Genomic DNA, 26,034 nt, shown 5'->3' with positions numbered 1-26,034 from the left:
AAAAATTACGAATTACAAATTACGAATTGAGGGCTTACTTATCGAAGGTTTACTTAATAACCTTTCAGACAGTAAGCCCTCAATTCGTAATTTGTAATTTGTAATTCGTAATTCCGATAGTCGTTATCAGATAATCAGCATGGCATCACCATAGCTGAAGAAACGGTATTTTTCCTTGATGGCCTGCTGATAAGCTTCCATGATCAGATCGTATCCCGCAAAGGCACACACCATGATCAGCAAGCTGGTTTTAGGCAGGTGGAAATTGGTTACCAGCGCATTCGGAATAGCGAAATCATACGGCGGATGGATAAAGGTGTTGGTCCAGCCTTCTGCCGCTTTCAGGTGGTTTTGCGCAGTAACGGAAGATTCCACGGCACGTACGGAAGTAGTACCGATAGCGCAGATCCTGCGGTTTTCCTCTTTCGCTTTGTTCACCACTTTTACCGCATGCTCCTCGATGTGGAAATACTCAGCATCCATTTTGTGTTTGCTCAGGTCTTCTACTTCGATCGGGCGGAAAGTTCCCAAACCGGTGTGCAGCGTTACTTCTGCAAATTTCACCCCTTTAATTTCCAGGCGTTTGATCAGCTCACGGCTGAAGTGCAGACCAGCAGTAGGCGCTGCTACGGCACCTTCATACTTGGCATACACGGTTTGATAACGCTCTTTGTCTTCTTCTTCCGGTTTACGCTTGATATATTTAGGCAGCGGCGTTTCACCCAGTGTGTCCAGCACCTGTTTGAACTCGTCGTCATTACCCTCAAATAAGAAACGGATGGTACGGCCTCTGGAAGTAGTATTATCAATTACTTCTGCCACCAGTGACTCATCGTCACCAAAATACAATTTGTTGCCTACACGGATTTTACGTGCCGGGTCAACAATAACGTCCCACAGGCGATTCTGCTTGTTCAGCTCACGCAGCAGGAAAACCTCAATTTTTGCTCCTGTCTTCTCCTTACGGCCATACAACCTTGCCGGAAACACTTTGGTGTTGTTGACAATCATCACATCCTTGTCATTGAAATAACCCAGGATATCCTTGAATACCTTGTGTTCAATTTTTCCGGTAGCGCGATTTACCACCATTAAGCGTGATTCATCTCTTGTCTTGGAAGGGTGCTGTGCGATCAGGTTTAAAGGGAGATCGAATTTGAACTGTGATAGTTTCATATTACGGTATGAATAAGAAATTTTTAGTGGGTGCAAAGGTACTGATTATTACCTATTCCATCAAAAAATGACATATAAGTATGATAATCATTTATATATGCATTACATTCCTTTAGGAATGGCAGCAATCAGCTGCTGCGTGTAAGGATGTTGCGGATGACCATACACCTCGTCTGCCGGTCCTGTCTCCACAATTTTTCCCTTCTGCATCACCATCATCCGGTCACTGATAAAGCGCACCACCGATAAGTCATGCGAGATGAAAATGCAACTGAAGCCAAACTCCTCACGCAGCCGGATCAGCAGATTGAGCACCTGCGCCTGCACGCTCACGTCCAACGCCGCTACCGACTCGTCACAGATGATGAAAGAAGGATCTACCGCCAACGCCCGGGCTATCACCACCCGCTGACGCTGTCCACCGGAAAACTCATGCGGGTAACGGTTAAAATGCTCCGGCAGCAGGTTCACTTTCTCCAGCAGTTCCAGCACCTTTTCTTTCTGCGTCCGCTCACTGCCATACAGGCCATGCACCTGCATCGGCTCCAGTATGGCCGCCCCGATGGACTTGCGCGGGTTCAGGGAAGCATACGGGTCCTGGAAAATCAGCTGCATATCTTTCCGCAGCGCCCGCATACCTGCGGGTGACAGGCTACGCAGGTCCTGCCCTTTATAAACAATACTTCCACCGGTTGGTTCTATCAACCGTAAAAGAGATCTTCCCAAAGTTGTCTTGCCACAGCCGGATTCTCCCACCAGCCCAAGTGTTTCACCGCTCACTACGGTAAAGCTGACATCATCTACCGCTTTGTACCATTGCAACACTTTGCCTGTAATACTTTTCTTCACGGGAAACCAGGTCTGCAGCCCGTGTACCTCCAGCAGCGGCGGACTGCCGGCCAGCAACGCCTGCCGGGCCTTTAATGCACTGTCACTGACGATCAGCCTGTTGACCACCTCTGCTATGGCGCCAGCCTTTTCCTGTATACGCCCCTCTGCGTCTGTCTCCATAAAATCGCGGGTCACCGGTAACCTTGACAGGCGCTTGTCCAGCGGTGGCCGGCAGGCCAGCAGCCCTTTGGTATAGGGATGCTGCGGATGCAGGAACACCTGTTGCACCGGCCCTTCCTCTACGATATTGCCTTTGTACATCACCACCACTCTTTCTGCCAGTTCAGCCACCACGCCCAGGTCATGTGTGATAAACAGCACGCTCATATCCATCTGTTGCTGTAGTTCTTTCAGCAGCTCCAGTATGGCTTTCTGTACTGTCACGTCCAGCGCGGTGGTAGGTTCGTCAGCTATCAGCAGGCGTGGCTCACAGGAGATGGCCATCGCGATCATGACGCGTTGTTTTTGTCCGCCGGACAGTTCATGTGGATAACGGTCCATAATGGCCGCAGGATCGGGCAGTTTCACCCGGGCAAAGAGCGCTTTCGCCTGCTCACGGGCTTCTTTCAACGGAATGCCTTTGTGCAGCCGGATAGCTTCTGTGACCTGGGCGCCACAGGTATGTAATGGATTCAGGGAGGTCATGGGCTCCTGGAAGATCATGGCAATTTCATTGCCACGGTAAGCCCGCATGGCAGTGTCGGAGAGCTGCACCAGGTCTGTAACCTGACCGTCGGCATGATGATAGAGGATCTTCCCGCGGGAAATTTTCCCCGGCGCCTGGATCAGGCGCATCACGGAGAGAGAGGTAACGGATTTTCCGGAACCGGATTCTCCTACTACCCCAATGATCTCTCCCCTGCCTACAGACAGGTTCAGATGGTTGACAGCTTTAACGGTGGTATCGTGTGCATGGAAGGTGACTTCCATATCTTGTATCTCCAGGCGCGTAGAATGCATGCCCGGAAGATACAACAATTCTAAAAACGCAGGTGCTTCACGGTCTGGTGACTGTCGATCAGTTTCTGCAGGGATTCAATACCGATTTTGAGGTGGCGTTCCACAAATTTGGTGGTTACTTTTTTATCGCTTTCTTCGGTCTTAACGCCTTCCGGGACCATGGGCTGGTCGGATACGAGCAGCAGTGCGCCGGTAGGGATTTTGTTGAAGAAGCCCACAGAGAAAATAGTAGCTGTTTCCATATCTACCGCCATGGCCCTTACGCGTTCAAGGTATTGCTTAAATTCAGCGTCATGCTCCCACACGCGGCGGTTAGTGGTGTAGCAGGTACCGGTCCAGTAATCGTGGCCCAGTTCACGGATGGTGGTGGAGATAGCCTTCTGCAGCGCAAATGCCGGCAGTGCGGGCACTTCGGCCGGGAAATAGTCATTGGAAGTACCTTCACCCCGTATAGCCGCTATCGGTAGTATCAGGTCGCCGATGGCATTTTTCTTTTTCAGGCCGCCGCATTTGCCCAGGAACAGCACGGCTTTGGGATGGATGGCACTGAGCAGGTCCATTACAGTGGCGGCGCCGGGGCTGCCCATACCAAAATTGATGATGGTAATGTCGCCGGCAGTAGCGCACTGCATGGGTTTACCAGCGCCGATCACTTCGACGTTGTTCCATTCGGCAAACATGGTCAGGTAATTACTGAAATTGGTAAGGAGAATGTGAGACCCAAAGCGGTCCAGCTTTTCACCAGTGTAGCGGGGAAGCCAATTAGCTACAATTTCTTCTTTTGTCTTCATAGCCTTTTGACAAGCAAATATAGGGTTTTATTCGCTATTCTCCATATTATCCCCCTATCTTCGTACCAGTATAAATATCAAGGTATTGATCACCATTAACTTTCCACCACCGGATTTCAGGATTAGCAGGGAGCAGGACAAGGAACTGATTTTTGACCGCTACCGGAAGAAGTTTGTACGGCTTACCCCGGAGGAATGGGTACGGCAAAACTTTCTTAACTACCTCGTTAAGTCCATGGGATATCCGGCTTCCCTGATCGGGATTGAGCGGGAGATCATGCTGGGGGAACTGAAAAAGCGTTTTGACATTGTAGTGTACAACCGTAATATGGAACCCTGGATGCTGATAGAGTGCAAGGAGATGAATGTGCCTATCAGCCAGCAAACGCTGGAACAGGTGGTGCGTTATAATATGGTTATTCCGGCCACTTACCTGGTGATGACCAACGGTACCCATACTTTTTGCTGCACTTATCAGACGGCGTCAAGACAATGGGTCTTTCTGGAGGCCATACCAGCCTTTTAAAAGCTGACAGCAACCTGTCTCAATAAAAAACAGCGAAGCGCCTGACGGTCTTCGCTGTTTTTTTATAATAGCTAACTTCAATAATAACCAGATGATCTGTTGATCAAGGGAAGATACCCAGTTGCTCGTAAGCGGCGCCCACTTTATTGATAGCTACCACGTAAGCGGCGGTACGCATATCATGGATTTGCGGGTTGGCCATCATCACGTCGCGTACTTCGTGGAGGGCGGCGTGCATGGTTTCTTCGAGGCCGGAGTAAACCAGGTCTACTTCGTCTGCACCATGGGCGATGAATTTTCTTTCTTTATCAGACACTTTTTTGCCGGTCAGGTCTTCGATGGTTTGCAGGATGTGCATGTTCATGTTTTCATCGAAGCGTTTGCCCAGACGGCCATAACGTACGTGGCTCAGGTTTTTCAGCCATTCGAAGTAGGAAACGGTCACACCGCCGGCGTTCAGGAACATGTCAGGTACTACGATAACACCTTTTTTGTTCAGGATTTCGTCAGCTTCCGGTGTGAGCGGGCCATTGGCAGCTTCACCGATGATTTTTGCCTTTACGTTGGGAGCGTTGTGTTTGTCGATCACATTTTCCAGGGCTGCAGGGATCAGGATTTCGCATTCCAGTTCCAGGCCGTCTGTATTTTTATTCAGGTTGGCAGAGCCAGGGAAGTTGATGATAGAGCCGGTTTCTTTTTTGTGTTTCAGCACTGCGTCAGGATCGAGGCCGTTTTCGTTGAAGATGGCGCCGTCCCATTCGATAAGGCAGATCACTTTGGCACCTGCTTCGTGGAAATATTTGGCAGCGTGATAACCTACGTTACCCATACCCTGTACCACTACGCGTTTGCCTTCGATGCCGGTAGTGAGGCCGAGGCGTTCCATGTCTTCTTTGATGTTGCACAGTTCGCGCAGGCCGTAGAACACACCGAGGCCGGTAGCTTCGGTACGTCCGCGTACGCCGCCCTGAGATACCGGTTTACCGGTAACGCAGCCGTAGCCGTCGATTTCACCCGGGCGGAGGCTCATGTACGTGTCCAGTATCCAGCTCATTTCTCTTTCGCCGGTACCATAGTCAGGAGCCGGAACGTCTGTACCGGGTCCGATAAAGTTTTTCTTTACCAGTTCCGCGGTATAGCGGCGGGTAATAGCTTCCAGCTGGAAAGGAGTATAGTTGCGGGGATTGATTTTGATACCGCCTTTAGCACCACCGAAAGGCACGTTTACGATCGCGCATTTGTAGGTCATCAGGGAAGCCAGTGCCATCACCTCATCCTGGTTTACTTCATCGCTGAAGCGGATACCGCCTTTACAAGGCAGTTTGTGATGAGAGTGCTGTACACGGTAAGCTTCAATTACCTGTACGCCATCGCCGATTCTTACCGGAAATTTGATCTGGTAAACGGCGTTACAAGCCTTGATCTGTTCCAGAATACCTTTGTCCCACTTGGTGAATACCGCGGCTTTGTCGAAACTTCTTTCCACACTCTGGAAAAAGCTATAATGCTGATCTTGCGACATAATATGTATTGTTTTGGTATAACGATTAGATTATCACGGATTATTTTTTGTCCCGCTGCTCCAGCTTGCTGATCTTTCTGTCCAGGTTAATGAGGAAGAGTACTATACCCAGAAAGATGATCACTAAAACGCCCACGATCACATATATCTTGTCATTGCTGCGGAAGAACTGGTTTAAAGCCCCATGCTCCGTATCCTGTTGTTGTGCATTTGCCAGTACAGACACCAGCAGGAGGGTGAGTGTCAGGCAAAATGAAAACGCTCTGTTGATCATTTAAAAATATTTTTAAGCTCTAGTTTTTTATAGCGGACCACCAGGGTGTAGATCCACACGCTCAGGAGGGTCCAGCCAATAAAGGCGGGGTACAGTACCATTTTCATACCGCCATCTGTATCTTTTGAAGCAAATCCGGGCGTGGTGGCGCTTCCCGGGTGAAGGGAATCCACCATGCGTGGGATGATGTACGTCAGCGGGATGAGCAGGGCGAAGGCGAAAATGTTGAACACCGCAGAGATACGGGCTCTTTTATCAATATCATGGATGGAGATGCGCAGTACCAGGTAAGCCATATAGATGAGGATGGCGATGGCGGTGCACATCTGTTTGGGATCGTCTGTCAGTGTGCCGCCCCAGGTATAGGTAGCCCAGAGGGAACCGGTGGCAAAACCCAGCACGCCAAAAAAGGCGCCTACCCGTGCAGCACTGGAGGCATATACGTCTCTTTTCAGATCATATTTGGACAGGTAAAGAAGGGAGTTGACAACGGAGATGGTGAACATGGTATACATACATATCCACATTGGCACATGAAAAAACAATCCACGGGATGATTGTCCATTGGTTCCTATGATTGGTATCCTGATAGTGAACCCGGCGATAATTACATAAATCAGAAGCAGTATCGCTAATGCTTTCCACCAATGTCTGGCCATTTTTAATAGCTATATTCCGGGGCAAACCTACACGTTTTATCCTTAATCGCAAAGATTTTACGCGATTTTAAGTTTATCCAAAATCCTGAATTACCCGTTAAAATCCGTTTATATAAGTAGCAGAAATATTCGATATTTCAAAATCAGTCTTTCCACAGAAAGGGGAAGAGCACCATGGTAAGGGCGATGGTAAGGACGTCCATTCCTCCCAGCAGGAAGAACATCTTAGGCAGTCCCGGCTGGTACACCGTCACAAAAGCCGATAAGGACACATTGGCCAGCAGCATCAGCATGGGCATCATCAGGGGGAAGCCCATGACCGCCATCAGGGCCGCGTTGTGGTTGGCCTGGGCCGCGATGGCCGCCAGCACGGTAAACAACAGGCTCAGGCTCGTGCCGCCCAGCAGTACTATGCCTACAAAATACCAGGTATTATGAAGGGGATTGCCCAGGAACATAAAGCTGCACACCAGTGCGATCAGGCTCATCAGCATCATCAGGATAACATTAAAGATGAGTTTGGCCGCGATGAACACCCTGGCAGGCACCAGTGAATAGAAATACAACAGCCGGCCTCTGTTCTCCTGCATGAAACTTTTAGCGATCGCGTTCACCGCCACAAACAGCTGTATCACCCAGAAAAGGGCGTTCCACAACTTATCGTCCGGCTTGCCCATCATGAGGTTGATCACAAAAACAGTGGAAATGATATACAACAGCACCCCATAAAACGCGTATTGCTGCCGCAGTTCCAGCACCAGGTCTTTCCGGACGAGGGTATATATTTGGTGGACGGATTGTTTCATCCGGCGAAATTACGAAGAACCAATTACGAATTACGAATTATGAATTACGAATTAAGGAGCCGCTTGTAGCGCGGTTACCAAGGAAACGCGCTGTGAGGAGGCCCTTCATTCGTAATTCATAATTCATAATTCGTAATTGCTTATATTAGCTGCCTGTTAAAATTTTTGCATGAAAAAGATCCTGGTAGCCAATCGTGGAGAAATAGCCTTACGCATCATGCGTTCTGCGCATGAAATGGGAATCAAGACAGTAGCCGTTTATTCTGAAGCCGACCGCACCATGCCTTTTGTGCAGTATGCCGATGAAGCGGTATGTATAGGACCGGCACCTTCCAGCCAGTCATACCTGCTGGGAGAAAAGATCATTACAGTGGCTAAAGAAAGAGGCGCAGACGCTATCCATCCGGGCTACGGGTTTCTAAGCGAAAATGCGCGTTTCGCGCAACAGGTGACCGACGCCGGTATCACTTTTATCGGTCCTGCTGCCGCCTCCATTGAGGTGATGGGCAGCAAACTGGCCGCCAAACAGGCCGCGCAAAAGTTCGGGGTGCCGATGGTGCCTGGTACTGAAACGCCGCTACGCAGCGTGGAAGAAGCGCGGGAAGTAGTGAAAAAAACCGGTTTCCCTATCCTGATCAAAGCTTCCGCCGGCGGCGGTGGCAAAGGCATGCGCGTGGTCAACGTTCCCGAAGAACTGGAAGAACAGATCCGGCTGGCTAAAAGTGAAGCCCTCAGCGCCTTTGGCGATGATGCCGTTTTCATTGAAAAATATGTGGGCGCTCCCCGCCACATTGAAATACAGATACTGGGCGACCAGCATGGCAACTGTGTATACCTCTTTGAGCGGGAATGCTCTATCCAGCGCCGCCACCAGAAACTGATAGAAGAAGCACCATCGTCCGTACTAACGCCCGCTATCCGGGCCGCTATGGGCAAATGCGCAGTGGACGTGGCCAAAGCCTGTAATTATTATGGCGCCGGCACCGTGGAATTCCTGGTAGACGAGCAACTGAATTTCTATTTCCTCGAGATGAACACCCGCCTGCAGGTGGAACACCCTGTCACAGAGCTGATCACGGGACTCGACCTGGTGAAGGAGCAGATACGGGTGGCCCGCGGCGAAAAACTGTCGTTTTCGCAGGAAGACCTCACCATCAACGGACATGCCATAGAACTGCGTATATGCGCCGAAGACCCGGCCAACAACTTCCTGCCGGACACCGGATGCCTGGAAACATATGTGCGCCCGCAGGGCTACGGTGTACGGGTAGATGACGGCTACGAACAAGGCATGAACATCCCTATCTTTTATGATCCGATGATCGCCAAACTTATTGCCTGGGGCAGTACCCGCGAAGAAGCGCGCCACCGCCTTATCCGGGCCATTGAAGAATACCAGGTGAAAGGCATCCGCACCACCCTCCCCTTCGGCTACTGGGCACTGCAACAGCCGGCGTTTATTGAAGGCCGTTTTGATACCAATTTTATCAATAAATATTATACGCCGCAAGCCTTGCTGGAAGAGCGCCCGGAGATAGATAAACTGGCGGCCATACTGGCTGCACAGGTGTGGCAGCAACAAAACGTAGCTTTACAGTCAGCGACCGGTTATGAAAAACAGCCCTCATCTGCCTGGAAAAAAAGAAATATGTTAAGATAAGTTTAAATAGGTCGGCGAAAAATTCGAAAACGACTAACTTTGCGCCAGCTTTTAACATGTTACGCAGGATCATACTACAGATAATCGACTTTTTCTATCAGCCGTTTGCCCGGGTAATGCCCCGGCAGACCTTTCGCTACCTTGCCTGTGGTGGCGGAAATACGGCTATGGATATTTTTCTATATTTCATCTGCTACAACTTTGTGTTGCAGAAGGAAATGATACATCTTCCCTTTATTGACATCAGCGCCCACATCGCGGCCCTGTTTATGTCTATGGCAGTGACGTTCCCTACAGGCTTCCTGCTCAGCAAATACGTGGTGTTCTCGGATTCCAATATCCGGGGCCGTGTACAGCTGTTCCGCTACTTCCTGCTGGTGGGTATCTGCATTCTGCTCAACTACTTCTTCATGAAGCTGTTTGTAGACAAACTGCACTTCTATCCTACCGTGGGCAAGATTTTTACTACAGCGCTGGTAGTCACTTTCAGCTATCTCACCCAGAAAAAATTCACTTTTAAGGTAAAACAAACCGCCGGCTGAGGCCAGCACCTTAAAAGTCCCGGGGCGGAAGCCCAGGGCAACAATCTATTCATAAAAACGTATGGCCGGTCTCTGAGCAGACCGGCCATACGTTTTTATGATGTATACTGTTATTTCACCTCGTAGTAGCAGTGCCTGCAACGGGGCTCGTACAGGTCTTTTTCGCCCAGCAGCAGCGTTTCCGTTGATGCCGATTTGCGGTAGGAATAATTGGCGATGTTGCCGCAGCATACGCAGATGGCATGCAGTTTTGTGATATAATCGGCTTTGGCCAGCATAAACGGTATCTGCCCGAAGGGCTTACCGGTATAATCCATATCCAGTCCGGCCACTATTACACGGATGCCCTGTAACGCCAGCTGGTCGCACACATTGGGCAGCTCCGCATCGAAAAACTGTGCTTCATCTATGCCTATCACGTCCACTCCCTGCGCAAGCAACAAAATTTGCTGGGAGTTCTCGATGGGTGTGGAAACAATCTTATTTTCATCATGTGATACTATACTACCTTCATCATAACGTGTATCTATCACCGGTTTAAAGATCTCTACCTTTAAGTTGGCAATACGGGCACGTTTCAGGCGGCGGATCAGCTCTTCGGTTTTTCCCGAGAACATAGAGCCGCAAATTACCTCGATCCAGCCCCTCCGTCCTCCTGCAAGAGAAGGTTCAATAAACATATTGTATTATTTTGATTATTAATTAATTAAAATACGCTAATTTTATCTAAATAAAATAATTCCTATCACTAAGCGTTAACAATTAAGGCATGGAAAAAATAAATGCATTAATTGAGAAGTTACAGGAATTGAAAAATTCCGGTGCAGACCTGCAGGCGATTTCATACTATGTACAGTTGCTGCAGGCAGAGGTGTTGTATGTGCGTAACAAACAACAGCAGCAGGAGATGCAGAACAGACAAGACATTGCTGTGATCATGCCTGTGCAGGCCCCTTTATCCGTACCGGTTACAACCGCAGCGCAAACTACAACATTACCGGCAGATAAACCGGAAGTACCCGCTGCAGGTTATCCACAATCCGTTGTGGCAGCAGATCCTGTTCCTTCCAAACCGGAACCGGTAATAACGGCCCAACCTATTCCCACGCTGGCCGCCAATACACCTCTCCCTGCCAGAGAGCCTTTACAGGAACCTGTTTCCCAGGATCTTCCTGTCAGGGAAAAAGAAAAGGAAAAAGAGAAAGAAAAGGAGAAGATGCCCCCGGCCACCCTGTTCGACCAGACCGAGGCACCGGCCCCTCCGCCGCCAGCCCCCACACCAGCGCCGGCTAAATCCCAGACAGTGCCCGACACCAACGGCATCCGCAAAGACCTTAATGAACTGGTAGGCAACCATAGCGGCCTTTCCCTGAACGACCGCCTGCGGCAGCAACAAACGGAAGTGGCCCAGAAACTGGGCGACATGCCAGTGAAAGACCTGCGCGCAGCCATCGGCATCAACGACAAGTACCAGTTCATCCAGGAACTGTTTCGCGGTGACACTGACCTCTACGAACGTTCTGTCAAAACCATTAATGAATGTAGTACCCTGCAGGAAGCCGATTATTGGATCCAGCGGGAAATCAAGATCATTCAGGGATGGCAGGATGACCATCACCTGGTAAAGCAGTTCTATTCCCTGCTGAGGAAACGGTTTTCCTGAATGTATTGCAGGATTTTTCCGGTAGCCCCTTTATTGTCCATCACATAGTTGCCCGCTACAGACGCGGTTTTCTCATAAAAAGCGGGCTCGTTCAGCAGCCGTTTCATATAGTCGTCGAGGTTAGTGAGCCCCGACACGGCCAGCGCGCCTTTCAGCGCCACCAGTTCCACCGCCTCAAAATATTTGCTGTACTCCGGACCGATGATCACGGGTTTACAGTATACTGCCGGTTCCAGCAGGTTATGGATACCGTCTTTTCCAAAGCCGCCGCCTACATAGGCGATATATGCGTAGCAGTACAGGGCAGTGAGCATACCTATATTATCGATAACCAGCACATCGGAGGGAGCTGCGCCCGCCTTCAGGGCGGACCAGGTCACTGCTGAGGGAAACAGGGACTGTATTTGCCGGATATGTGATTCGTGGATTTCATGGGGGGCGATGACCAGTTTCATGCCCTGACGGTCGGCCTGCTGCCACCAGGAAGCCAGCAGTTGCTCATCTTCCGGCCAGGTGCTGCCCGCCACCAGCAACCGGTGGCCACCTGCAAACTGCTCCATCAGCGGCAGGGAAACCTGTTCGGTAAGCAGCGCCGCCACCCGATCGAACCGCGTATCCCCACTGATGCTGGCCGTTTGAATGCCAATACCCTGTAAGAGGCGCAGGGACGCTTCGTTTTGGACGAAGATATGCGTCAGTTGTTGCAGCAACCGGCGGAACATGCCGCCATATCCTTTGAAAAAAATCTGGCCTTCCCGGAAAATACCCGATACGAGCAGTACCGGTATTTTTCGTGTATACAGTTCCGTGAGGAAATGGTACCAGAATTCATATTTAATAAAGATGGCCAGCGCAGGCCTGGCGATGTCGATAAAATCCCTTGCATTGCGGTAAGTATCGAGCGGCAGGTAACATACATAGTCAGCACCGGGGTAGTCTTTTCTGACTTCGTATCCGGAGGGCGAAAAAAATGTTAACAAAATTTTATATCCGGGATACTGCCGGCGGAGTTCTTCCAGTACCGGCCTGCCCTGTTCAAACTCGCCGAGGGAGGCGGCATGTACCCAAATCAGCGGGTGCCGGCCGATACCGGCCTGCTGCATCCGCGAACGCCAGTGTTGACGGCCATTCAGCCATAAAGATGCCTTCTTTTTACCGCCCATGGCTGCCAGGCCTACTCCTGCCCTGTACAAACGGATACCTGTATTATAAATTGCCCTTGCTAACATTCGCCTGCGTACTTTTACTGAAATTTAATCGTCCTGCAAAGATAATCCCCACCCAATCCCAAAATTTGTAAATTTGCACACTTTAAACAAAATAAAAATATACATATTATATGGTGCCTATTCAGATGGTTGACTTGAAACGCCAGTATACGAAGATTAAACCGCAAGTGGACGCTGCTATCCAGGAAGTACTGGAAAGTGCCGCTTTTATTAACGGCGGGGCCGTGCAGAAGTTTGCGGAAGAGCTGCAGCAATATCTGGACATCAAGCATGTGATCCCATGCGCCAATGGCACCGATGCCTTACAAATCGCGATGATGGCACTGGACCTGCAGCCCGGTGACGAAGTGATTACTCCTTCCTTTACTTTTATCGCCACCGCAGAGGTGATAGCCCTCCTCCAGCTGAAGCCCGTATTTGTGGACGTAGACCCTAAAACTTACTGTCTTGATGTGGCTGCCGTGGAAAAAGCGATCACCCCTAAAACCAAGGCAATCGTGCCGGTACACCTGTACGGGCACGTGGCAGACCTCGAGCCGTTGATGGCTGTTGCCGCCAAACACAACCTGTATGTAATTGAAGATAACGCACAGGCCATCGGCGGTAACTATACCCTGGCAGATGGCACCGTGAAAAAAGCCGGTACCATTGGCCACATCGGCTGCACCTCCTTCTTCCCTTCCAAAAACCTGGGATGTTATGGCGACGGTGGCGCGCTGTTTACCAACGACGACGCCCTGGCAGCCAAAATCAGGATGGTGGCCAACCACGGCCAGTCAGCCCGCTACTATCACGACGTGGTAGGGGTCAACTCCCGCCTTGATTCTGTACAGGCAGCGGTATTGCGTATCAAACTGCCGTTACTCGACGAATACATCAATGCCCGCAGGGCCGTGGCAGATGCCTATGACGCCGCTTTCGCCGATATGCCACAGATCACTACGCCTTATCGTGCCGCCAACAGCTATCATGTGTTTCACCAATATACCATCCAGTTAAACGGAGCAGACAGGAACAAGCTGCAACAATACCTGGCAGAAAAACAGGTGCCGTCCATGATCTATTACCCCGTACCAGCCCATCGTCAGAAAATGTTCGAGCATTTTGGCAGTGCGGCCTTTGATTTACCCGTAACCGATAACCTCACCACCAAGGTGATTTCCTTGCCGATACACACTGAAATGGACAAAGATCAGTTAGATCACATTATTCATTCTGTCAAATCATTTCTAAATCATCCCCCAGCATGAAGATTACAGTAGTAGGCACCGGTTATGTAGGGCTGGTAACCGGTACCTGTTTCGCCGAAACAGGCAATGAGGTTACCTGCGTAGATATCGATGTCAACAAAGTAGCGAAATTATCCGCCGGCCAGATCACCATTTATGAGCCGGGACTGGAGAAACTGTTTGAACGCAACCTCAAGGAAGAACGTTTGTTTTTCACCACCAGCCTGGAAGAGGGCATCCGCCATGCGGAAGTTGTTTTCCTGGCGCTGCCAACACCGCCTGGTGCAGACGGTGCTGCTGACCTGTCTTTTGTACTGGGAGTAGCAGACCAGCTGGGCAAACTGATGACCGATTATAAGGTGATCGTTGACAAAAGCACGGTACCGGTAGGTACGGCCGAAAAAGTGACAGCAGCGATTGCACAACACTGCAAGACGCCTTTCGATGTAGTGTCCAATCCGGAGTTTCTGCGTGAAGGCGTGGCTGTCGACGATTTTATGAAACCCGACCGTGTGGTCATCGGTACCAATTCCGAAAGGGCCCGCAAAATCATGGGTGAGCTCTATGCTCCTTTTGTGAGACAGGGCAACCCGGTTATATACATGGATGAAAAATCCGCTGAGCTGACCAAATACGCCGCCAACTCATTCCTTGCCACTAAAATCTCTTTCATGAACGAGATTGCGGTGTTGTGTGAAAAACTGGGCGCCGATGTGGACATGGTCCGCAGAGGCATTGGCAGCGACGACCGTATCGGAAAGAGATTCCTGTTCCCCGGTATCGGTTACGGCGGCAGCTGTTTCCCGAAAGACGTACAGGCACTGGTAAAATCTTCCCGGGATGCCAACTACGACTTCCGGATACTGAACGCCGTTATGGACGTCAACGAAAAACAGAAGCTGTTTTTGTTGCCTAAAATAAAAGCCTTCTTTAATGATGACCTGAAAGGCAGACATTTCGCATTATGGGGACTGGCATTCAAGCCTAACACAGACGATATCCGCGAAGCGCCTGCCTTGTACATCATCGATGCCCTGCTGGCCGCCGGCGCCACCGTGACCGTGTTTGATCCTGAAGCGATGGAAAACGTAAGGCAGGTAGTAGGCGATAAAATAACATATGCCGACCATCAGTACACCTGCCTGGACAAGGCCGATGCACTGATCATTGCCACCGAGTGGAGCGTGTTCAGAACACCGGATTTCAACAAGATCTCCGCTGCCCTGAAACACAAAGCCATCTTCGATGGCCGTAATCTTTTTGAAGTAGCGCGTATGAAGGAAATGGGATACCATTATGAGAGTGTAGGCCGTGCTGCCATTGCTTAACGATCACCACATACCCCTGAATACATGGAAAAAAAGAGAATCCTGATAGCCGGCGCCGCCGGCTTCCTGGGCTCGCATCTGTGCGACCGCTTCATTAAGGAAGGTTTTCATGTGATTGCCATGGACAACCTTCTTACCGGCAATATCAAAAACATTGAACACCTGTTCCCCTTGCAGGATTTCGAATATTATCATCATGATGTGACCAAGTTTATCCATGTACCGGGTAAACTGGATTATATCCTTAATTTCGCTTCGCCGGCCAGCCCTATAGATTACCTGAAAATGCCGATCCAGACCCTGAAAGTAGGATCGCTGGGCACACACAACCTGCTGGGACTGGCCAAGGAAAAGAAAGCCCGCATACTGGTGGCTTCCACTTCCGAAGTATATGGCGATCCCAACGTACATCCGCAAACCGAAGAATACTGGGGAAATGTAAACCCTGTAGGGCCACGGGGCGTGTACGATGAAGCCAAAAGATTCCTGGAATCCATTACCATGGCCTATCATAATTTTCATGGCGTAGAAACCCGGATCGTCCGTATCTTTAACACTTACGGCCCACGTATGCGCCTCAACGATGGCCGTGCATTACCGGCCTTTATGAGCCAGGCGCTGAGCGGACAGGACCTGACCGTGTTCGGGGACGGCAAACAAACCCGTTCTTTCTGTTATGTAGATGATCTCGTTGAAGGTATTTACCGGCTGCTGCTGAGCGATTACCATCTGCCCGTGAACATCGGTAACCCGGAAGAGATCACGCTTAACCAGTTTGCAGAGGAAATCCTCGCGCTGACAGGTTCCAAACAACAGATCGTTTATCACCCATTACCCAAAGACGATCCTAAACAGCGGCAGCCGGACATCACCAAAGCCCGCACCCTGCTGGGATGGGAACCGAAGGTGGGCAGACAGGAAGGATTAAAGATCACCTACGAATATTTCAAACAAGCATTATTAAAATAAAAAATTATTATCCATTCCATGAAACGGAGAATACTTATTACTGGCGGGGCAGGCTTCATTGGGTCACATGTAGTCAGATTATTTGTCACCAAATATCCCGACTATCAGATCGTGAACCTGGATGCATTAACTTACGCCGGTAACCTCGAAAACCTGCTGGATGTAAAAGATCTTCCAAATTATATTTTTGAAAAAGGAGATATTACTGACGAAGCGTTCATCGATCAGCTTTTCGAAAAGTACCAGTTTGATGGCGTAATACATCTTGCTGCTGAAAGCCATGTGGACCGCTCTATTATGGACCCACTGGCTTTCATCAGGACCAACGTAATGGGCACGGCCGTATTACTCAATACCGCCCGCAAATACTGGAAAGACAACATGGACAACAAACTGTTTTACCATGTGTCTACCGATGAAGTATATGGTTCACTCGGTGAAGAAGGTTTTTTCCATGAGACAACAGCCTACGACCCGCGCTCACCGTACTCTGCGTCCAAAGCCAGCTCCGACCATTTTGTAATGGCTTATTACCATACTTACCATCTGCCGGCCATTATCTCCAACTGTTCCAATAACTATGGATCACACCATTTCCCTGAAAAGCTGATCCCGCTGGCGATCCATAACATCAAGAACAACAAGCCGGTACCCGTATATGGAAAAGGAGAAAATGTGCGTGACTGGCTGTATGTAAATGATCATGCACGCGCCATTGATACTATCTTCCACAAGGGCCGCATTGGTGAAACTTACAACATTGGTGGGTTCAACGAATGGAAAAACATAGACCTGATACAGCTGTTGTGCCGTATCATGGACCAGAAACTGGGCCGCCAGGAAGGTACTTCCGCCCAACTGATCACTTTTGTAAAAGACCGTGCCGGCCATGACCTGCGCTACGCAATAGACGCCACCAAGCTGAACAAGGAACTGGGCTGGGAGCCATCCCTCCAGTTTGAAGAAGGCCTGGAAAAAACAGTAGAGTGGTACCTTGCCAACGAAGAATGGTTACAACACGTGACCAGCGGCGATTATCAAAATTATTATCAGGAGCAATATCAAAAGAGATAATTATAGTTATGCCATTTTCAGAAACCGGACTTCCCGGATTGATCATATTTGAGCCAACCGTATTTGGAGACCATCGTGGATATTTTTTCGAGAGCTACAATGCTAATACCTTTCGTGCTGCCGGCATAGAATACAATTTCGTTCAGGACAACCAGGCACGCTCTACCTACGGAGTGTTGAGAGGGTTACACTATCAGCTGGAACCTTACGCACAAACCAAACTCATCAGAGTACTGGAAGGTGCTATCGTAGACGCAGTAGTTGACCTCCGCAAAGGTTCGCCTACCTATGGCAAGTCCTACGCGATAGAGCTTAGCGCAGCAAACAAGAAGCAATTGCTGGTCCCTAAAGGATTTGCTCACGGTTATTCCGTTATCAGCGAAACCGCCGAAGTCATGTATAAATGTGATAACTTCTATCATAAAGGCAGTGAAGGCGGCATTATCTTTAATGATCCGGCGCTGGACATCGACTGGGGCATTGACCTGGAAAAAGCGCTGGTTTCAGAAAAAGATCTCCTACTGCCCAAACTGGCAGATGTTACCCATAACTTTGTCTTTTAACAGCAGCTATTTGTCATGAAAAATATTCTTATTACCGGCGGAAACGGCCAATTGGGACAATCCCTGAAAAGCGCGTCAGCAGCTTATCCACAGTTCAACCTGCTCTTTACTGATGCCAACGAACTGGATATCACCAGCGCTGAATCGCTGGCCGCTTATTTCAGCGCCAACCAGATAGATGCCTGTATTAACTGTGCCGCCTATACGGCAGTAGATAAAGCGGAAGCTGATGAGGAAAATGCCTTTAGGCTCAACTTCCAGGCTGTTTTATCACTGGCGGAAATCTGTGCACAGCATAACGCCCAGCTGATACACATCTCCACCGATTACGTGTTCAACGGCAAACAGAACGTGCCTTACGCAGAAACCGACGATACCGACCCACAGAGCATCTACGGCGCATCCAAACTTCGCGGAGAAGCGGCAGCCACCGGGTACAACCCCGATACTATCGTGGTACGCACATCCTGGCTGTATTCCGAGTACGCGGTCAACTTCGTGAAACGTATGCAGGAACTGATGCGGGAAAGAGAAGAGCTCAGCGTAGTGTTTGATCAGGCAGGTACGCCTACCTATGCAGGCGACCTCGCCGTTGCCCTGCTGGACATCCTGCAATACAAAGCAGATCATTCCGACGCTTCACTCGGTGGCGTTTACCACTATAGCAACGAAGGCGTAACCAGCTGGTACGACTTTGCCGTTACCATTAAGGAGCTCACCGCTGCTACCACCACAGTACTGCCTGTTACTTCCGACAAATACAAGACAGCTGCCTCAAGGCCTGCCTACAGCGTACTGAACAAAGAAAAAATCAAAAACACCTTTGGCATACATATTCCCTACTGGCGCGACAGCCTGGTGAAATGCCTCCGGAGGATGTAAATAAAAAACGGCCTTGTAGTGATACAAGGCCGTTTTTATTTAAGTAGTGCCGTTATTTTTTGAAACTGGTGATCATCGTCGAGCCAGCCTCTTTTCCTTCTCTGTAAGATACCGTCTTCACCATCCCGAACCCGGGCGCAAACCATTCAGTGGCTGTCAGGTCCATGGGCACACTGTTTCCCAGCATCTGCATTTTAAACGAGAGGTTGTAGTTGATTTTATAGCAGTTCCAGCTGCCGGCAGGAGTGGTCACCTTCTCTTTGCCTACCACTTTCCGGTTGCTCACGGTGTAGGCAATGCCAATGTCCATACCGCCCATATTACCGGCCATTTCAAATGTCCCCCCTTTCAGCTCCTGTCCTACCTGCATATTAGCCGGATAATTCAGGAACGCATTGGTGGTTTTAGCTTCCATTTTCAGGTCTTTCAACTGGGAGAGTGAAGGCATGCCTATTTTCATATCCAGCGCAATACCGTCACCACCGCATTTGAAAGTGCCCTGGCTGGTGGTGATCATCTTATCGGATTTATCAAATACCGTTGCCGTGAAATTGGAGGTGGTGCCTGTTGCCTCCTTCTGTACATTGCTCACTTTATAAACCGTTTTGCCCACTGCGGCGTTGCTTCCGTCGTACATGGTCATTTCCACCTGCGCATTGTTGAGCAGGTAATAATAACCGGCACAATCCTGTGCTGACAGTGACCCGGCCAATAGTAACATCAGGATAAAACACCATCCTTTTTTCATAACAAATAAATTTTGGAGATAATATATAACAAGGTATATAAATATGATTGCAACCAGCCTGATCATGGCTTCCGGTTAAAAATACGGCATTTCCGCAAGCTGCCGAAAAAACAGTGCTTTACAGCTTATCTCCCCTGTTCAGACATTTTTGTGTAGGTTTGCAAAAATTGTTATTGAATCATGAATCTGATAGAAGAACTGCGCTGGCGGGGTATGCTACAGGATATGATGCCTGGCACGGAAGAGCAACTGCAAAAGGAAATGACCACTGCTTACATTGGTTTTGACCCTACTGCAGAGTCATTGCACATCGGTAGCCTGGTACCCATCCTGTTGCTGGTGCACCTGCAAAAGGCAGGACATAAGCCCCTGGCGTTAGTGGGCGGCGCTACCGGTATGGTGGGCGACCCCTCATTCAAGGCAGAAGAAAGGAAGATGCTCGACGATGAAACTCTCCGTAAAAACGTGGACGGTATCAGAAAACAGCTGGAACGCTTCCTGGACTTTGATCCTGCCAAACCTAATGCGGCGGAAATGGTGAATAACTACGACTGGTTTCAACACATTTCCTTCCTCGACTTTATCCGCGATACGGGTAAGCACATCACCGTTAATTATATGATGGCCAAAGATTCTGTGAAAAAAAGAATCGAAGGCGATAACGGGATGTCTTTCACCGAATTTACCTATCAGCTCATTCAGGGATACGACTTCTTTCATCTGTATACCGCCAAAAACTGTAAACTGCAGATGGGCGGCTCCGACCAATGGGGCAATATCGTGACCGGCACAGAACTGATCCGCCGCAAGGCACAGGGCCAGGCCTTCGCCTTCACCTGCCCGCTGATCAAAAAAGCTGACGGCACCAAATTCGGTAAAACCGAACAAGGCACCGTATGGCTGGACCCGAAAAGGACTTCGCCTTATGCGTTTTACCAGTTCTGGCTGCGCACCACAGACGACGATGCAGAAAGCTACATCAAAATCTTCACCTTCATGGAGAAGGAAGAAGTAGACGCACTCATCGCCGAACACAGGCAAGACCCAGGCAAAACCCTGCTCCAGAAAAGGCTGGCACAAGAAGTAACCACCTTTATCCACGGGGAAGATGCCTATAAATTCGCAGTAGAAGCCTCTTCTATCCTGTATAATAAAAATACGGCCGACCTGCTGCTGTCTCTGTCTGAAGAAGACCTGGTGGAGGTAATGGCCGGCGTGCCTCAACATGAAGTAGCGAAAGCAGAACTCGAAGCAGGCAAAGACATCGTTAGTTTCCTCGCGGAAACCGGTATCTTCCCCAGCAAGGGCGAAGCCCGCAAAACCGTGCAGGGTGGCGGTGTAAGCGTCAATAAAGTAAAAGTGCCCGGCGTCGAAATGGTGATCAACACCAGCTCTCTCCTCCGGGATAAATATATACTGCTTCAGAAAGGGAAAAACTATTTCCTCGTAAAAGCGGTGTAAGCAAACTTTATCCACAATAAAAAAGGGAAGATCATCATTGATCTTCCCTTTTTTATTGTGGATACCAACGCGATTATTTGATACCGTACTTCTGTTGATATTTTTCATACAGCTGATGCTGCTTGTTGTCCAGGTTCACTTCCCGGCCCTGGATAAAAGCACGGGTGATCACGCTGGACTTCATATCCAGCATATCGCCGGCACTCACGGCGATATTGGCGTCTTTGCCCGTTTCCAGCGATCCGGCAATTTTGTCAATACCCAGTATTTTAGCGGCATTCAGTGTTACTGCCGACAGCGCCTCTTCACGGCTCAGGCCAAAGGTGCTGGCGGTACCGGCTTCAAAACCAAGGTTGCGCTGTTGCCAGAAACCTTCATTGCTCAGGCAAAACAACACGCCCGCTTTTTGCAGTTGCGCGGCCGTTTTATAAGGCTGATCAATATCATCGTCCTGCATCAGCGGCAGGCTATGCGGCTGCGTGAGCACTACGGCGATGTTGTTTTGCTTCAGGAGATCGGCAATCTGCCAGGAGTCTGCTCCGCCAACAATTACCACGTCCATGTTGAACTCTTTGGCGAAGTCAATGGCGATCAGCATTTCCTTTACCAGTTCACAGTGGATGAACAGTTTCTGTTCACGGCTGAACAGCTTGCGCATCGACTCAAATTTGATGTTGGTGGCAGCATGTTTGTTTTCCTGGAGATATGCTTTCGCCTCGCGGAAAAACACCCTGACGGTTTCAATTTTTTCCAGGCCTTCTTTCACGGGATCTTTGGCCTGAGGACCTCTGAAGCCACGACCAGAGCCTACATTCATCAGGCGGGGCATAAAGAAATGTAGCCCGTTGTCTGTTTTATAGGCAGCATCTTCCCAGTTCCACGCGTCCAGCTGCACCACAGAGGAAGTACCGCTGACAATGCCTCCTTCCGGCGTTACCTGCGCCAGCAGGATCCCGTTGGACCGCAGCGTGTTGATCACTTTGGAATCGGTATTATAGGAGATGATGGAGCGGATGGAAGGATTGATCTCCCCTACTTCGCGGGCATCGACGGTGGCCCTTACGCTTTCAAACTCCACCAGTCCCAGTTTGGTGTCCGGCGCAATGATGCCCGGATACACATGCTGTCCTTTCATATCCAGCACGGTAGCGTCGCCGGAGGTGGGCACGCTGGCGCCGACAGCCGTTATTTTTCCTTTGGCAAAAGCGATGGTGCCGTTTTCGATCACCTGACCGTTGCCAACATGGATAATTGCGTTGGTGAGATATACCGGCTTGTCCTGCGGGCGGGCCGGCAAAATGGTCTCCTGGGCATAGGCGGAACTTACGCCGAAGGCCAGGGCCAGTAGATATATGCTTCTTTTCATGATGTTTCAGTTTTTTATAACCCGGCGTTGGTAGTTAATCCGAGACCTTCCTGGTGACCAGCCTGCAGATCTTCACAATGGTACATTTCGTCTGGTGTGAAGGCGGCTTTCTGTGTAGGCGTGCCTTTTTTCTTTTCGCCCAGCAGTTTCTGTACAAGGCGGTTGCGCTCTGCAGCGATGCGTTGACGCAGCTGCAGGTCATAGTCGCGGTCAAACTCCACGATACCGTCCACGATTGTTTTTTCCGCTTTGGCATAGATGCTCAGCGGATTATCGCTCCACAGTACCAGATCGGCATCCTTACCTACTTTGATGCTGCCCATGCGGTTATCCACATGCAGCAGGCGGGCAGGATTGAGCGTTACCATTTTAAGCGCTTCTTCTTCCGGCACACCACCGTATTTCACGATTTTGCCGGCTTCCTGGTTCAGGCGACGGGCCATTTCAGCGTCATCGGAGTTGATGGCGGTGACCACGCCTACTTTATGCATGATGGCGGCATTGTAAGGGATGGCGTCCTGTACTTCCATTTTGTATGCCCACCAGTCGGCGAAAGTACCGGCGCCGGCGCCATGGGCTTTCATTTTATCCGCCACTTTATACCCTTCGAGGATATGGGTGAAAGTGTTGACGCGGAAATGGAAGCTGTCAGCCACATGCATCAGCATATTGATTTCACTTTGCACATAAGAGTGGCAGGTAATGAAACGTTTGGCGTTGAGGATTTCCACCAGCGCGTCCAGTTCCAGGTCGCGGCGTTTGCCGGCGCCCTGCCTTTCATAGTCACGGGCACGGGTAAACGCATCTACATATACCTGCTCCACGCCCATCCTGGTTTGCGGGAAACGTACGGTATTACGCTCGCCCCAGTTGGACTGTTTCACGTTTTCCCCCAATGCAAATTTGATGAAGGGGTCCCAGTTGGTTACTTTCAGACCTTCCGCATCCTGGCCCCAGCGCAGTTTAATGAGCTGTGACTGGCCACCGATGGGGTTGGCGCTGCCATGCAGCAGATGGGAGGCCGTAACGCCGCCGCTCAGCTGACGGTAGATATTCACATCATCGGGATTGAGCACGTCGCCGATGCGCACTTCAGCGGTAACAGCCTGTGAAGACTCGTTTACGCCGTTGGAGATAGCGATGTGGGAATGCTCGTCAATGATGCCGGCAGACAGGTGCTTGCCGGTACCGTCGATCACGCGGGCATTACCGGCTGACAGGTTTTTGCCGATCTGCGCGATTTTGCCGCCGCGTACCAGTACGTCGGTGTTCTCCAGTTTACCGTCTTTTTCATTGGTCCATACTGTAGCATTTTTAATCAGGATATCCTGTTGCTGCGGTTGTTTGTCCCAACCATAACCGCTAAACGGATAATACAATGGTCCCATGTCCACCGGAGCGCCTTTCCTGGCGGAGTCGCTTTTGGCGGGGGCGGTGCGGGCAAATACGGCGTTCCATCTTACGGTGGCGCCGCTGGTGTCTACCCCGGTGCCGGACCAGCCGTTTTCACCGATCAGGCCACTGAGCCTAACATTGCTGCGGCCATTTTTGACGAGCGGCAAAGACAGGGTCACCAACTTCCCGTTGACATCGATGCGGCCGGGGATGGTGTCTTTCTGTAATACGGCCACCAGTGGTGCGGAGGCGGTGCCTTTCACGTCCAGCGTGAGGCTGTTGCCCGGCGAAAGGGTAACAGTATAGATGCCACGGATATCATTCCATGCGTCCTGCTTAACGAGGTAGCGGTTGCCCTGGACCCAGTTCTGCAGGATGAGGGTATTTTCTTTGAACACCGGGCCGGAAGTGATGAGGAAGTTGGCCAGTTTGCCTGCTTCGAGGCTGCCTACTTTATCATATACTTTCAGTGTGGTGGCGGGTGTTTTGGTGAGGGCATCGAGCGCTTTTTGTTCGCTCAGGCCGTATTCGATGGCTTTGCGTACGTTGCCCAGGAATGATTTCAAATCTTTCAGATCTGCAGCGGTGAGGCAGAACGGGATATTGGCTTTCTCAAAAGCAGCTGGCTGTGAGGGCGCCATCTCCCAGTGTTTCATTTCTGTCAGTGATACAAAACGGGCATCGCTGGGGTCTTCCACGTCGATAGCACCGGGGAAATTCAGCGGCAGGATAAAAGTGGCTTTGGTGGCCGCAATTTCCGCGATGCGCTGGTATTCGTTGCCGCCGGCTTTGATGATGTATTGTACGCCAAATTCATCGCCTATTTTATCTGCCCGCAGGGCATCCCATTTATCTTTTACTTCAAAAATCTGGGGCAGCTGCTGGTTGGCGTTCCAGGCCTGGAGGCTGAGGTTTACGCCTTCTTTGGCGGGTTGTGACCTGTACCATTGCGCGTCGAGGTAAGTCTGGCGCAGCAGGGCGATATATCCCATTTGCGAGTTGGGATAGTTCTGTGTGGAACTGCCTTTGTCGAATGAGTAGCCCGCGGCTACTTTCTCGCGGACAATCACTTTGTTTTCCTTGTCGCCCGCCAGGGTCACCAGTGCGGCGGTGCCGCGGGCCACGCCGTCCATCTGCTGGGTGGCCACTGTTCCGAAGCCGGCTTCCCGCAGGGTTGCTGCTTTGGTTTCATCGGTGGTGAACAGGTCCACTGCATTTATTTCGCTCCGGATGGCCTGGTTCCAGCCATAAGCGCCTTTAGTGTTGGAAAGAAACTGTGGCGGCGCGTTCCAGCCACCGCTAATACGTTTTACGTCGGCCTGGCCGTAGTTGCTGAAGATGTCCACAAAGGAAGGATAGATGTACTTTCCTTTACAATCCACCACCACTGCGTCTTTAGGGATGGCAGCAGCGGGGCCGGCATCTATAATTTTACCGTCGCGGATCACCAGCGTAGCGTTGCTGAGGGTGGTCTGCGCATCTTTAACGATGGTAGCGTGGGTGAAAGCGAAACACCTGTCTTTAGGGTCCGCAATTCCGTTTACCGGAAAGGTTTCCTGTGCATGGGCATAGGAGCCTGCCAACAGTAGCGAGAACACCAACAGCTTGCTGCGGTGCCGGTTCAGGGCATAGGCGACGCCACGGGACAGCAGTGCCCTCCCGGGTTTCTCAAAAGCTCTTTTCATGTTCGGTTTTTTTTCGATTCAGATTTTCAGTTGCTGGTCTTAAATGTAATAAATGATTGCCCGGGGTGTTAGTAATTATCGCTTTTTTTTATGAGCGGTAGCGATGAATAGTTTTTGCATTAACACGAAAAAGGGATAATTTGACAAGGGTTTACCCATTAAGTTTGTCTAAATTTCATTTAATAATAGCTGACTATGAAGATATTTTCGCTTCCCACGGTACTGCTGCTGTGTTGCCTGTTGACCGGCATCCGGCTGACCACCGCTGCACAAACCCAGGACAGCACCAATAACCGTGGACGCTGGGGCGTAGAAGGCAGGGCCGATAAGATCAGCGACAAAATATCCAGAAAGGTAGGCCTCAACCGGGACCAGTACCAGCAGATCTACACCATCAATACTGACATTATCCGTCGTAAGGATGCTATCCACGCCAATACCGGATTGTCCAAAAAAGAAAGAATGCAGCAGCTGAAAGCACTGGAATCTGAGCGCAGCCAGCGTTTCAAGACGGTACTTACCGCTTCCCAGTATAAGAAATGGAACGACTGGGAGATGAGCAAAAAAGAGCATCTGGAAGAAAAGATGGAAAAGAAAAGGCAACGTAAACAGGCTACGCGCCCATAACCAAAAGG

The 26,034-nt window shown here is 50.2% G+C and carries 24 protein-coding genes; 12 read left to right on the top strand and 12 right to left on the bottom strand.

The genetic code is table 11. From position 1 onward, the window contains the following. Window positions 1-126 precede the first annotated feature (126 nt). The 3 genes from queA to HGH92_RS15155 form a co-directional block, all read right to left on the bottom strand. Window positions 127-1,176, bottom strand: a complete 1,050-nt coding sequence (gene queA / locus HGH92_RS15165) for a tRNA preQ1(34) S-adenosylmethionine ribosyltransferase-isomerase QueA (RefSeq protein ID WP_168871653.1) — start codon at window positions 1,174-1,176, stop codon at window positions 127-129. 102 nt (window positions 1,177-1,278) lie between these two features. After that, window positions 1,279-3,027, bottom strand: coding sequence for an ABC transporter ATP-binding protein (locus tag HGH92_RS15160; RefSeq protein ID WP_168871652.1), 1,749 nt, complete (start codon window positions 3,025-3,027; stop codon window positions 1,279-1,281). A 20-nt stretch (window positions 3,028-3,047) separates the two neighbouring features. Continuing rightward, complete coding sequence (locus HGH92_RS15155; RefSeq protein WP_168871651.1) at window positions 3,048-3,818, bottom strand: AMP nucleosidase; 771 nt, start codon at window positions 3,816-3,818, stop codon at window positions 3,048-3,050. An 85-nt stretch (window positions 3,819-3,903) separates the two neighbouring features. Between HGH92_RS15155 and HGH92_RS15150 the strand changes: the two genes are divergently transcribed. Further along, entirely contained in the window at window positions 3,904-4,344 is a 441-nt protein-coding gene (locus HGH92_RS15150; RefSeq protein WP_168871650.1) for a type I restriction enzyme HsdR N-terminal domain-containing protein, read from the top strand. Window positions 4,345-4,447: 103 nt separating this feature from the next. Here HGH92_RS15150 and HGH92_RS15145 read toward each other — a convergent pair whose 3' ends face one another. From HGH92_RS15145 to HGH92_RS15130, 4 genes are all read right to left on the bottom strand, one after another. Further along, on the bottom strand, window positions 4,448-5,866 hold the full coding sequence (locus HGH92_RS15145) for a Glu/Leu/Phe/Val family dehydrogenase (RefSeq protein ID WP_168871649.1): 1,419 nt from the start codon (window positions 5,864-5,866) through the stop codon (window positions 4,448-4,450). 40 nt (window positions 5,867-5,906) lie between these two features. Continuing rightward, entirely contained in the window at window positions 5,907-6,140 is a 234-nt protein-coding gene (locus HGH92_RS15140) for a CcmD family protein (RefSeq protein ID WP_168871648.1), read from the bottom strand. After that, the gene (gene ccsA, locus HGH92_RS15135; protein WP_168871647.1) at window positions 6,137-6,799 is read right to left on the bottom strand and encodes a cytochrome c biogenesis protein CcsA; all 663 of its coding nucleotides are present in this window, start codon (window positions 6,797-6,799) and stop codon (window positions 6,137-6,139) included. Before ccsA ends, HGH92_RS15140 begins: the two co-directional genes overlap by 4 nt. A 143-nt stretch (window positions 6,800-6,942) precedes the next feature. After that, window positions 6,943-7,605: a heme exporter protein CcmB gene (locus HGH92_RS15130; protein WP_168871646.1), complete on the bottom strand. Its 663-nt coding sequence runs from the start codon at window positions 7,603-7,605 to the stop codon at window positions 6,943-6,945. Between the two features lie 169 nt (window positions 7,606-7,774). On the opposite strand from HGH92_RS15130, the gene accC reads away from it, so the two are divergent. Beyond that, on the top strand, window positions 7,775-9,265 hold the full coding sequence (gene accC / locus HGH92_RS15125; protein WP_168871645.1) for an acetyl-CoA carboxylase biotin carboxylase subunit: 1,491 nt from the start codon (window positions 7,775-7,777) through the stop codon (window positions 9,263-9,265). Window positions 9,266-9,321: 56 nt separating this feature from the next. Continuing rightward, entirely contained in the window at window positions 9,322-9,807 is a 486-nt protein-coding gene (locus tag HGH92_RS15120; RefSeq protein ID WP_168871644.1) for a GtrA family protein, read from the top strand. A gap of 110 nt (window positions 9,808-9,917) precedes the next feature. On the opposite strand, the gene HGH92_RS15115 is transcribed toward HGH92_RS15120, so the two are convergent. Further along, window positions 9,918-10,487: a thymidine kinase gene (locus HGH92_RS15115; protein ID WP_168871643.1), complete on the bottom strand. Its 570-nt coding sequence runs from the start codon at window positions 10,485-10,487 to the stop codon at window positions 9,918-9,920. A gap of 89 nt (window positions 10,488-10,576) precedes the next feature. On the opposite strand from HGH92_RS15115, the gene HGH92_RS15110 reads away from it, so the two are divergent. Further along, window positions 10,577-11,470, top strand: coding sequence for a hypothetical protein (locus HGH92_RS15110; protein WP_168871642.1), 894 nt, complete (start codon window positions 10,577-10,579; stop codon window positions 11,468-11,470). On the opposite strand, the gene HGH92_RS15105 is transcribed toward HGH92_RS15110, so the two are convergent. Next, on the bottom strand, window positions 11,440-12,699 hold the full coding sequence (locus HGH92_RS15105) for a 3-deoxy-D-manno-octulosonic acid transferase (RefSeq protein WP_168871641.1): 1,260 nt from the start codon (window positions 12,697-12,699) through the stop codon (window positions 11,440-11,442). The genes HGH92_RS15110 and HGH92_RS15105 overlap by 31 nt on opposite strands. 125 nt (window positions 12,700-12,824) lie before the next feature. On the opposite strand from HGH92_RS15105, the gene HGH92_RS15100 reads away from it, so the two are divergent. Genes HGH92_RS15100 through rfbD form a run of 6 tightly spaced genes read left to right on the top strand, consistent with a single transcriptional unit; the run spans window position 12,825 to window position 18,744 of the window. Then, window positions 12,825-13,949, top strand: a complete 1,125-nt coding sequence (locus HGH92_RS15100; protein WP_410493931.1) for a DegT/DnrJ/EryC1/StrS family aminotransferase — start codon at window positions 12,825-12,827, stop codon at window positions 13,947-13,949. Beyond that, the gene (locus HGH92_RS15095; protein WP_168871639.1) at window positions 13,946-15,256 is read left to right on the top strand and encodes a UDP-glucose dehydrogenase family protein; all 1,311 of its coding nucleotides are present in this window, start codon (window positions 13,946-13,948) and stop codon (window positions 15,254-15,256) included. Before HGH92_RS15100 ends, HGH92_RS15095 begins: the two co-directional genes overlap by 4 nt. A gap of 24 nt (window positions 15,257-15,280) precedes the next feature. Next, window positions 15,281-16,225, top strand: a complete 945-nt coding sequence (locus tag HGH92_RS15090) for a UDP-glucuronic acid decarboxylase family protein (protein WP_168871638.1) — start codon at window positions 15,281-15,283, stop codon at window positions 16,223-16,225. Window positions 16,226-16,243: 18 nt separating this feature from the next. After that, complete coding sequence (gene rfbB / locus HGH92_RS15085; RefSeq protein ID WP_168871637.1) at window positions 16,244-17,299, top strand: dTDP-glucose 4,6-dehydratase; 1,056 nt, start codon at window positions 16,244-16,246, stop codon at window positions 17,297-17,299. Window positions 17,300-17,307: 8 nt separating this feature from the next. Beyond that, window positions 17,308-17,862 (top strand): dTDP-4-dehydrorhamnose 3,5-epimerase, encoded by a 555-nt coding sequence (gene rfbC, locus HGH92_RS15080; protein ID WP_168871636.1) that lies wholly within the window; start codon window positions 17,308-17,310, stop codon window positions 17,860-17,862. Window positions 17,863-17,877: 15 nt separating this feature from the next. Next, window positions 17,878-18,744: a dTDP-4-dehydrorhamnose reductase gene (gene rfbD / locus HGH92_RS15075; protein WP_168871635.1), complete on the top strand. Its 867-nt coding sequence runs from the start codon at window positions 17,878-17,880 to the stop codon at window positions 18,742-18,744. 52 nt (window positions 18,745-18,796) lie between these two features. On the opposite strand, the gene HGH92_RS15070 is transcribed toward rfbD, so the two are convergent. Further along, complete coding sequence (locus HGH92_RS15070; RefSeq protein WP_168871634.1) at window positions 18,797-19,492, bottom strand: hypothetical protein; 696 nt, start codon at window positions 19,490-19,492, stop codon at window positions 18,797-18,799. A gap of 180 nt (window positions 19,493-19,672) precedes the next feature. On the opposite strand from HGH92_RS15070, the gene tyrS reads away from it, so the two are divergent. Next, a complete protein-coding gene (gene tyrS, locus HGH92_RS15065) occupies window positions 19,673-20,953 on the top strand; it encodes a tyrosine--tRNA ligase (RefSeq protein WP_168871633.1) in 1,281 nt (426 codons plus the stop codon). A gap of 73 nt (window positions 20,954-21,026) precedes the next feature. Here tyrS and HGH92_RS15060 read toward each other — a convergent pair whose 3' ends face one another. Then, on the bottom strand, window positions 21,027-22,319 hold the full coding sequence (locus tag HGH92_RS15060; protein ID WP_168871632.1) for an amidohydrolase family protein: 1,293 nt from the start codon (window positions 22,317-22,319) through the stop codon (window positions 21,027-21,029). Window positions 22,320-22,333: 14 nt separating this feature from the next. Beyond that, entirely contained in the window at window positions 22,334-25,399 is a 3,066-nt protein-coding gene (locus HGH92_RS15055; RefSeq protein WP_168871631.1) for an amidohydrolase family protein, read from the bottom strand. 195 nt (window positions 25,400-25,594) lie between these two features. On the opposite strand from HGH92_RS15055, the gene HGH92_RS15050 reads away from it, so the two are divergent. Further along, a complete protein-coding gene (locus tag HGH92_RS15050) occupies window positions 25,595-26,026 on the top strand; it encodes a hypothetical protein (RefSeq protein ID WP_168871630.1) in 432 nt (143 codons plus the stop codon). Window positions 26,027-26,034 lie beyond the last annotated feature (8 nt).

The sequence above is a fragment of the Chitinophaga varians genome (genome assembly GCF_012641275.1).
GTDB lineage: Bacteria > Bacteroidota > Bacteroidia > Chitinophagales > Chitinophagaceae > Chitinophaga > Chitinophaga varians_A.
Note: the sequence above shows the minus strand (reverse complement) of the source record. Positions and strands in the feature narration are given on the sequence as shown.

Bases quoted from the DNA above. Each gene is read 5' to 3' on its own strand.
- HGH92_RS15090 (WP_168871638.1), top strand. From the start codon at position 15,281: ATGGAAAAAAAGAGAATCCTGATAGCCGGCGCCGCCGGCTTCCTGGGC.
- ccsA (WP_168871647.1), bottom strand. From the start codon at position 6,799: ATGGCCAGACATTGGTGGAAAGCATTAGCGATACTGCTTCTGATTTAT.
- rfbB (WP_168871637.1), top strand. From the start codon at position 16,244: ATGAAACGGAGAATACTTATTACTGGCGGGGCAGGCTTCATTGGGTCA.
- HGH92_RS15050 (WP_168871630.1), top strand. From the start codon at position 25,595: ATGAAGATATTTTCGCTTCCCACGGTACTGCTGCTGTGTTGCCTGTTG.
- queA (WP_168871653.1), bottom strand. From the start codon at position 1,176: ATGAAACTATCACAGTTCAAATTCGATCTCCCTTTAAACCTGATCGCA.
- HGH92_RS15055 (WP_168871631.1), bottom strand. From the start codon at position 25,399: ATGAAAAGAGCTTTTGAGAAACCCGGGAGGGCACTGCTGTCCCGTGGC.
- HGH92_RS15100 (WP_410493931.1), top strand. From the start codon at position 12,825: ATGGTTGACTTGAAACGCCAGTATACGAAGATTAAACCGCAAGTGGAC.
- HGH92_RS15070 (WP_168871634.1), bottom strand. From the start codon at position 19,492: ATGAAAAAAGGATGGTGTTTTATCCTGATGTTACTATTGGCCGGGTCA.
- HGH92_RS15155 (WP_168871651.1), bottom strand. From the start codon at position 3,818: ATGAAGACAAAAGAAGAAATTGTAGCTAATTGGCTTCCCCGCTACACT.
- HGH92_RS15130 (WP_168871646.1), bottom strand. From the start codon at position 7,605: ATGAAACAATCCGTCCACCAAATATATACCCTCGTCCGGAAAGACCTG.
- HGH92_RS15110 (WP_168871642.1), top strand. From the start codon at position 10,577: ATGGAAAAAATAAATGCATTAATTGAGAAGTTACAGGAATTGAAAAAT.
- HGH92_RS15105 (WP_168871641.1), bottom strand. From the start codon at position 12,699: ATGTTAGCAAGGGCAATTTATAATACAGGTATCCGTTTGTACAGGGCA.
- HGH92_RS15060 (WP_168871632.1), bottom strand. From the start codon at position 22,319: ATGAAAAGAAGCATATATCTACTGGCCCTGGCCTTCGGCGTAAGTTCC.
- HGH92_RS15140 (WP_168871648.1), bottom strand. From the start codon at position 6,140: ATGATCAACAGAGCGTTTTCATTTTGCCTGACACTCACCCTCCTGCTG.
- HGH92_RS15160 (WP_168871652.1), bottom strand. From the start codon at position 3,027: ATGCATTCTACGCGCCTGGAGATACAAGATATGGAAGTCACCTTCCAT.
- HGH92_RS15145 (WP_168871649.1), bottom strand. From the start codon at position 5,866: ATGTCGCAAGATCAGCATTATAGCTTTTTCCAGAGTGTGGAAAGAAGT.
- HGH92_RS15095 (WP_168871639.1), top strand. From the start codon at position 13,946: ATGAAGATTACAGTAGTAGGCACCGGTTATGTAGGGCTGGTAACCGGT.
- HGH92_RS15120 (WP_168871644.1), top strand. From the start codon at position 9,322: ATGTTACGCAGGATCATACTACAGATAATCGACTTTTTCTATCAGCCG.
- rfbD (WP_168871635.1), top strand. From the start codon at position 17,878: ATGAAAAATATTCTTATTACCGGCGGAAACGGCCAATTGGGACAATCC.
- HGH92_RS15115 (WP_168871643.1), bottom strand. From the start codon at position 10,487: ATGTTTATTGAACCTTCTCTTGCAGGAGGACGGAGGGGCTGGATCGAG.
- rfbC (WP_168871636.1), top strand. From the start codon at position 17,308: ATGCCATTTTCAGAAACCGGACTTCCCGGATTGATCATATTTGAGCCA.
- accC (WP_168871645.1), top strand. From the start codon at position 7,775: ATGAAAAAGATCCTGGTAGCCAATCGTGGAGAAATAGCCTTACGCATC.
- tyrS (WP_168871633.1), top strand. From the start codon at position 19,673: ATGAATCTGATAGAAGAACTGCGCTGGCGGGGTATGCTACAGGATATG.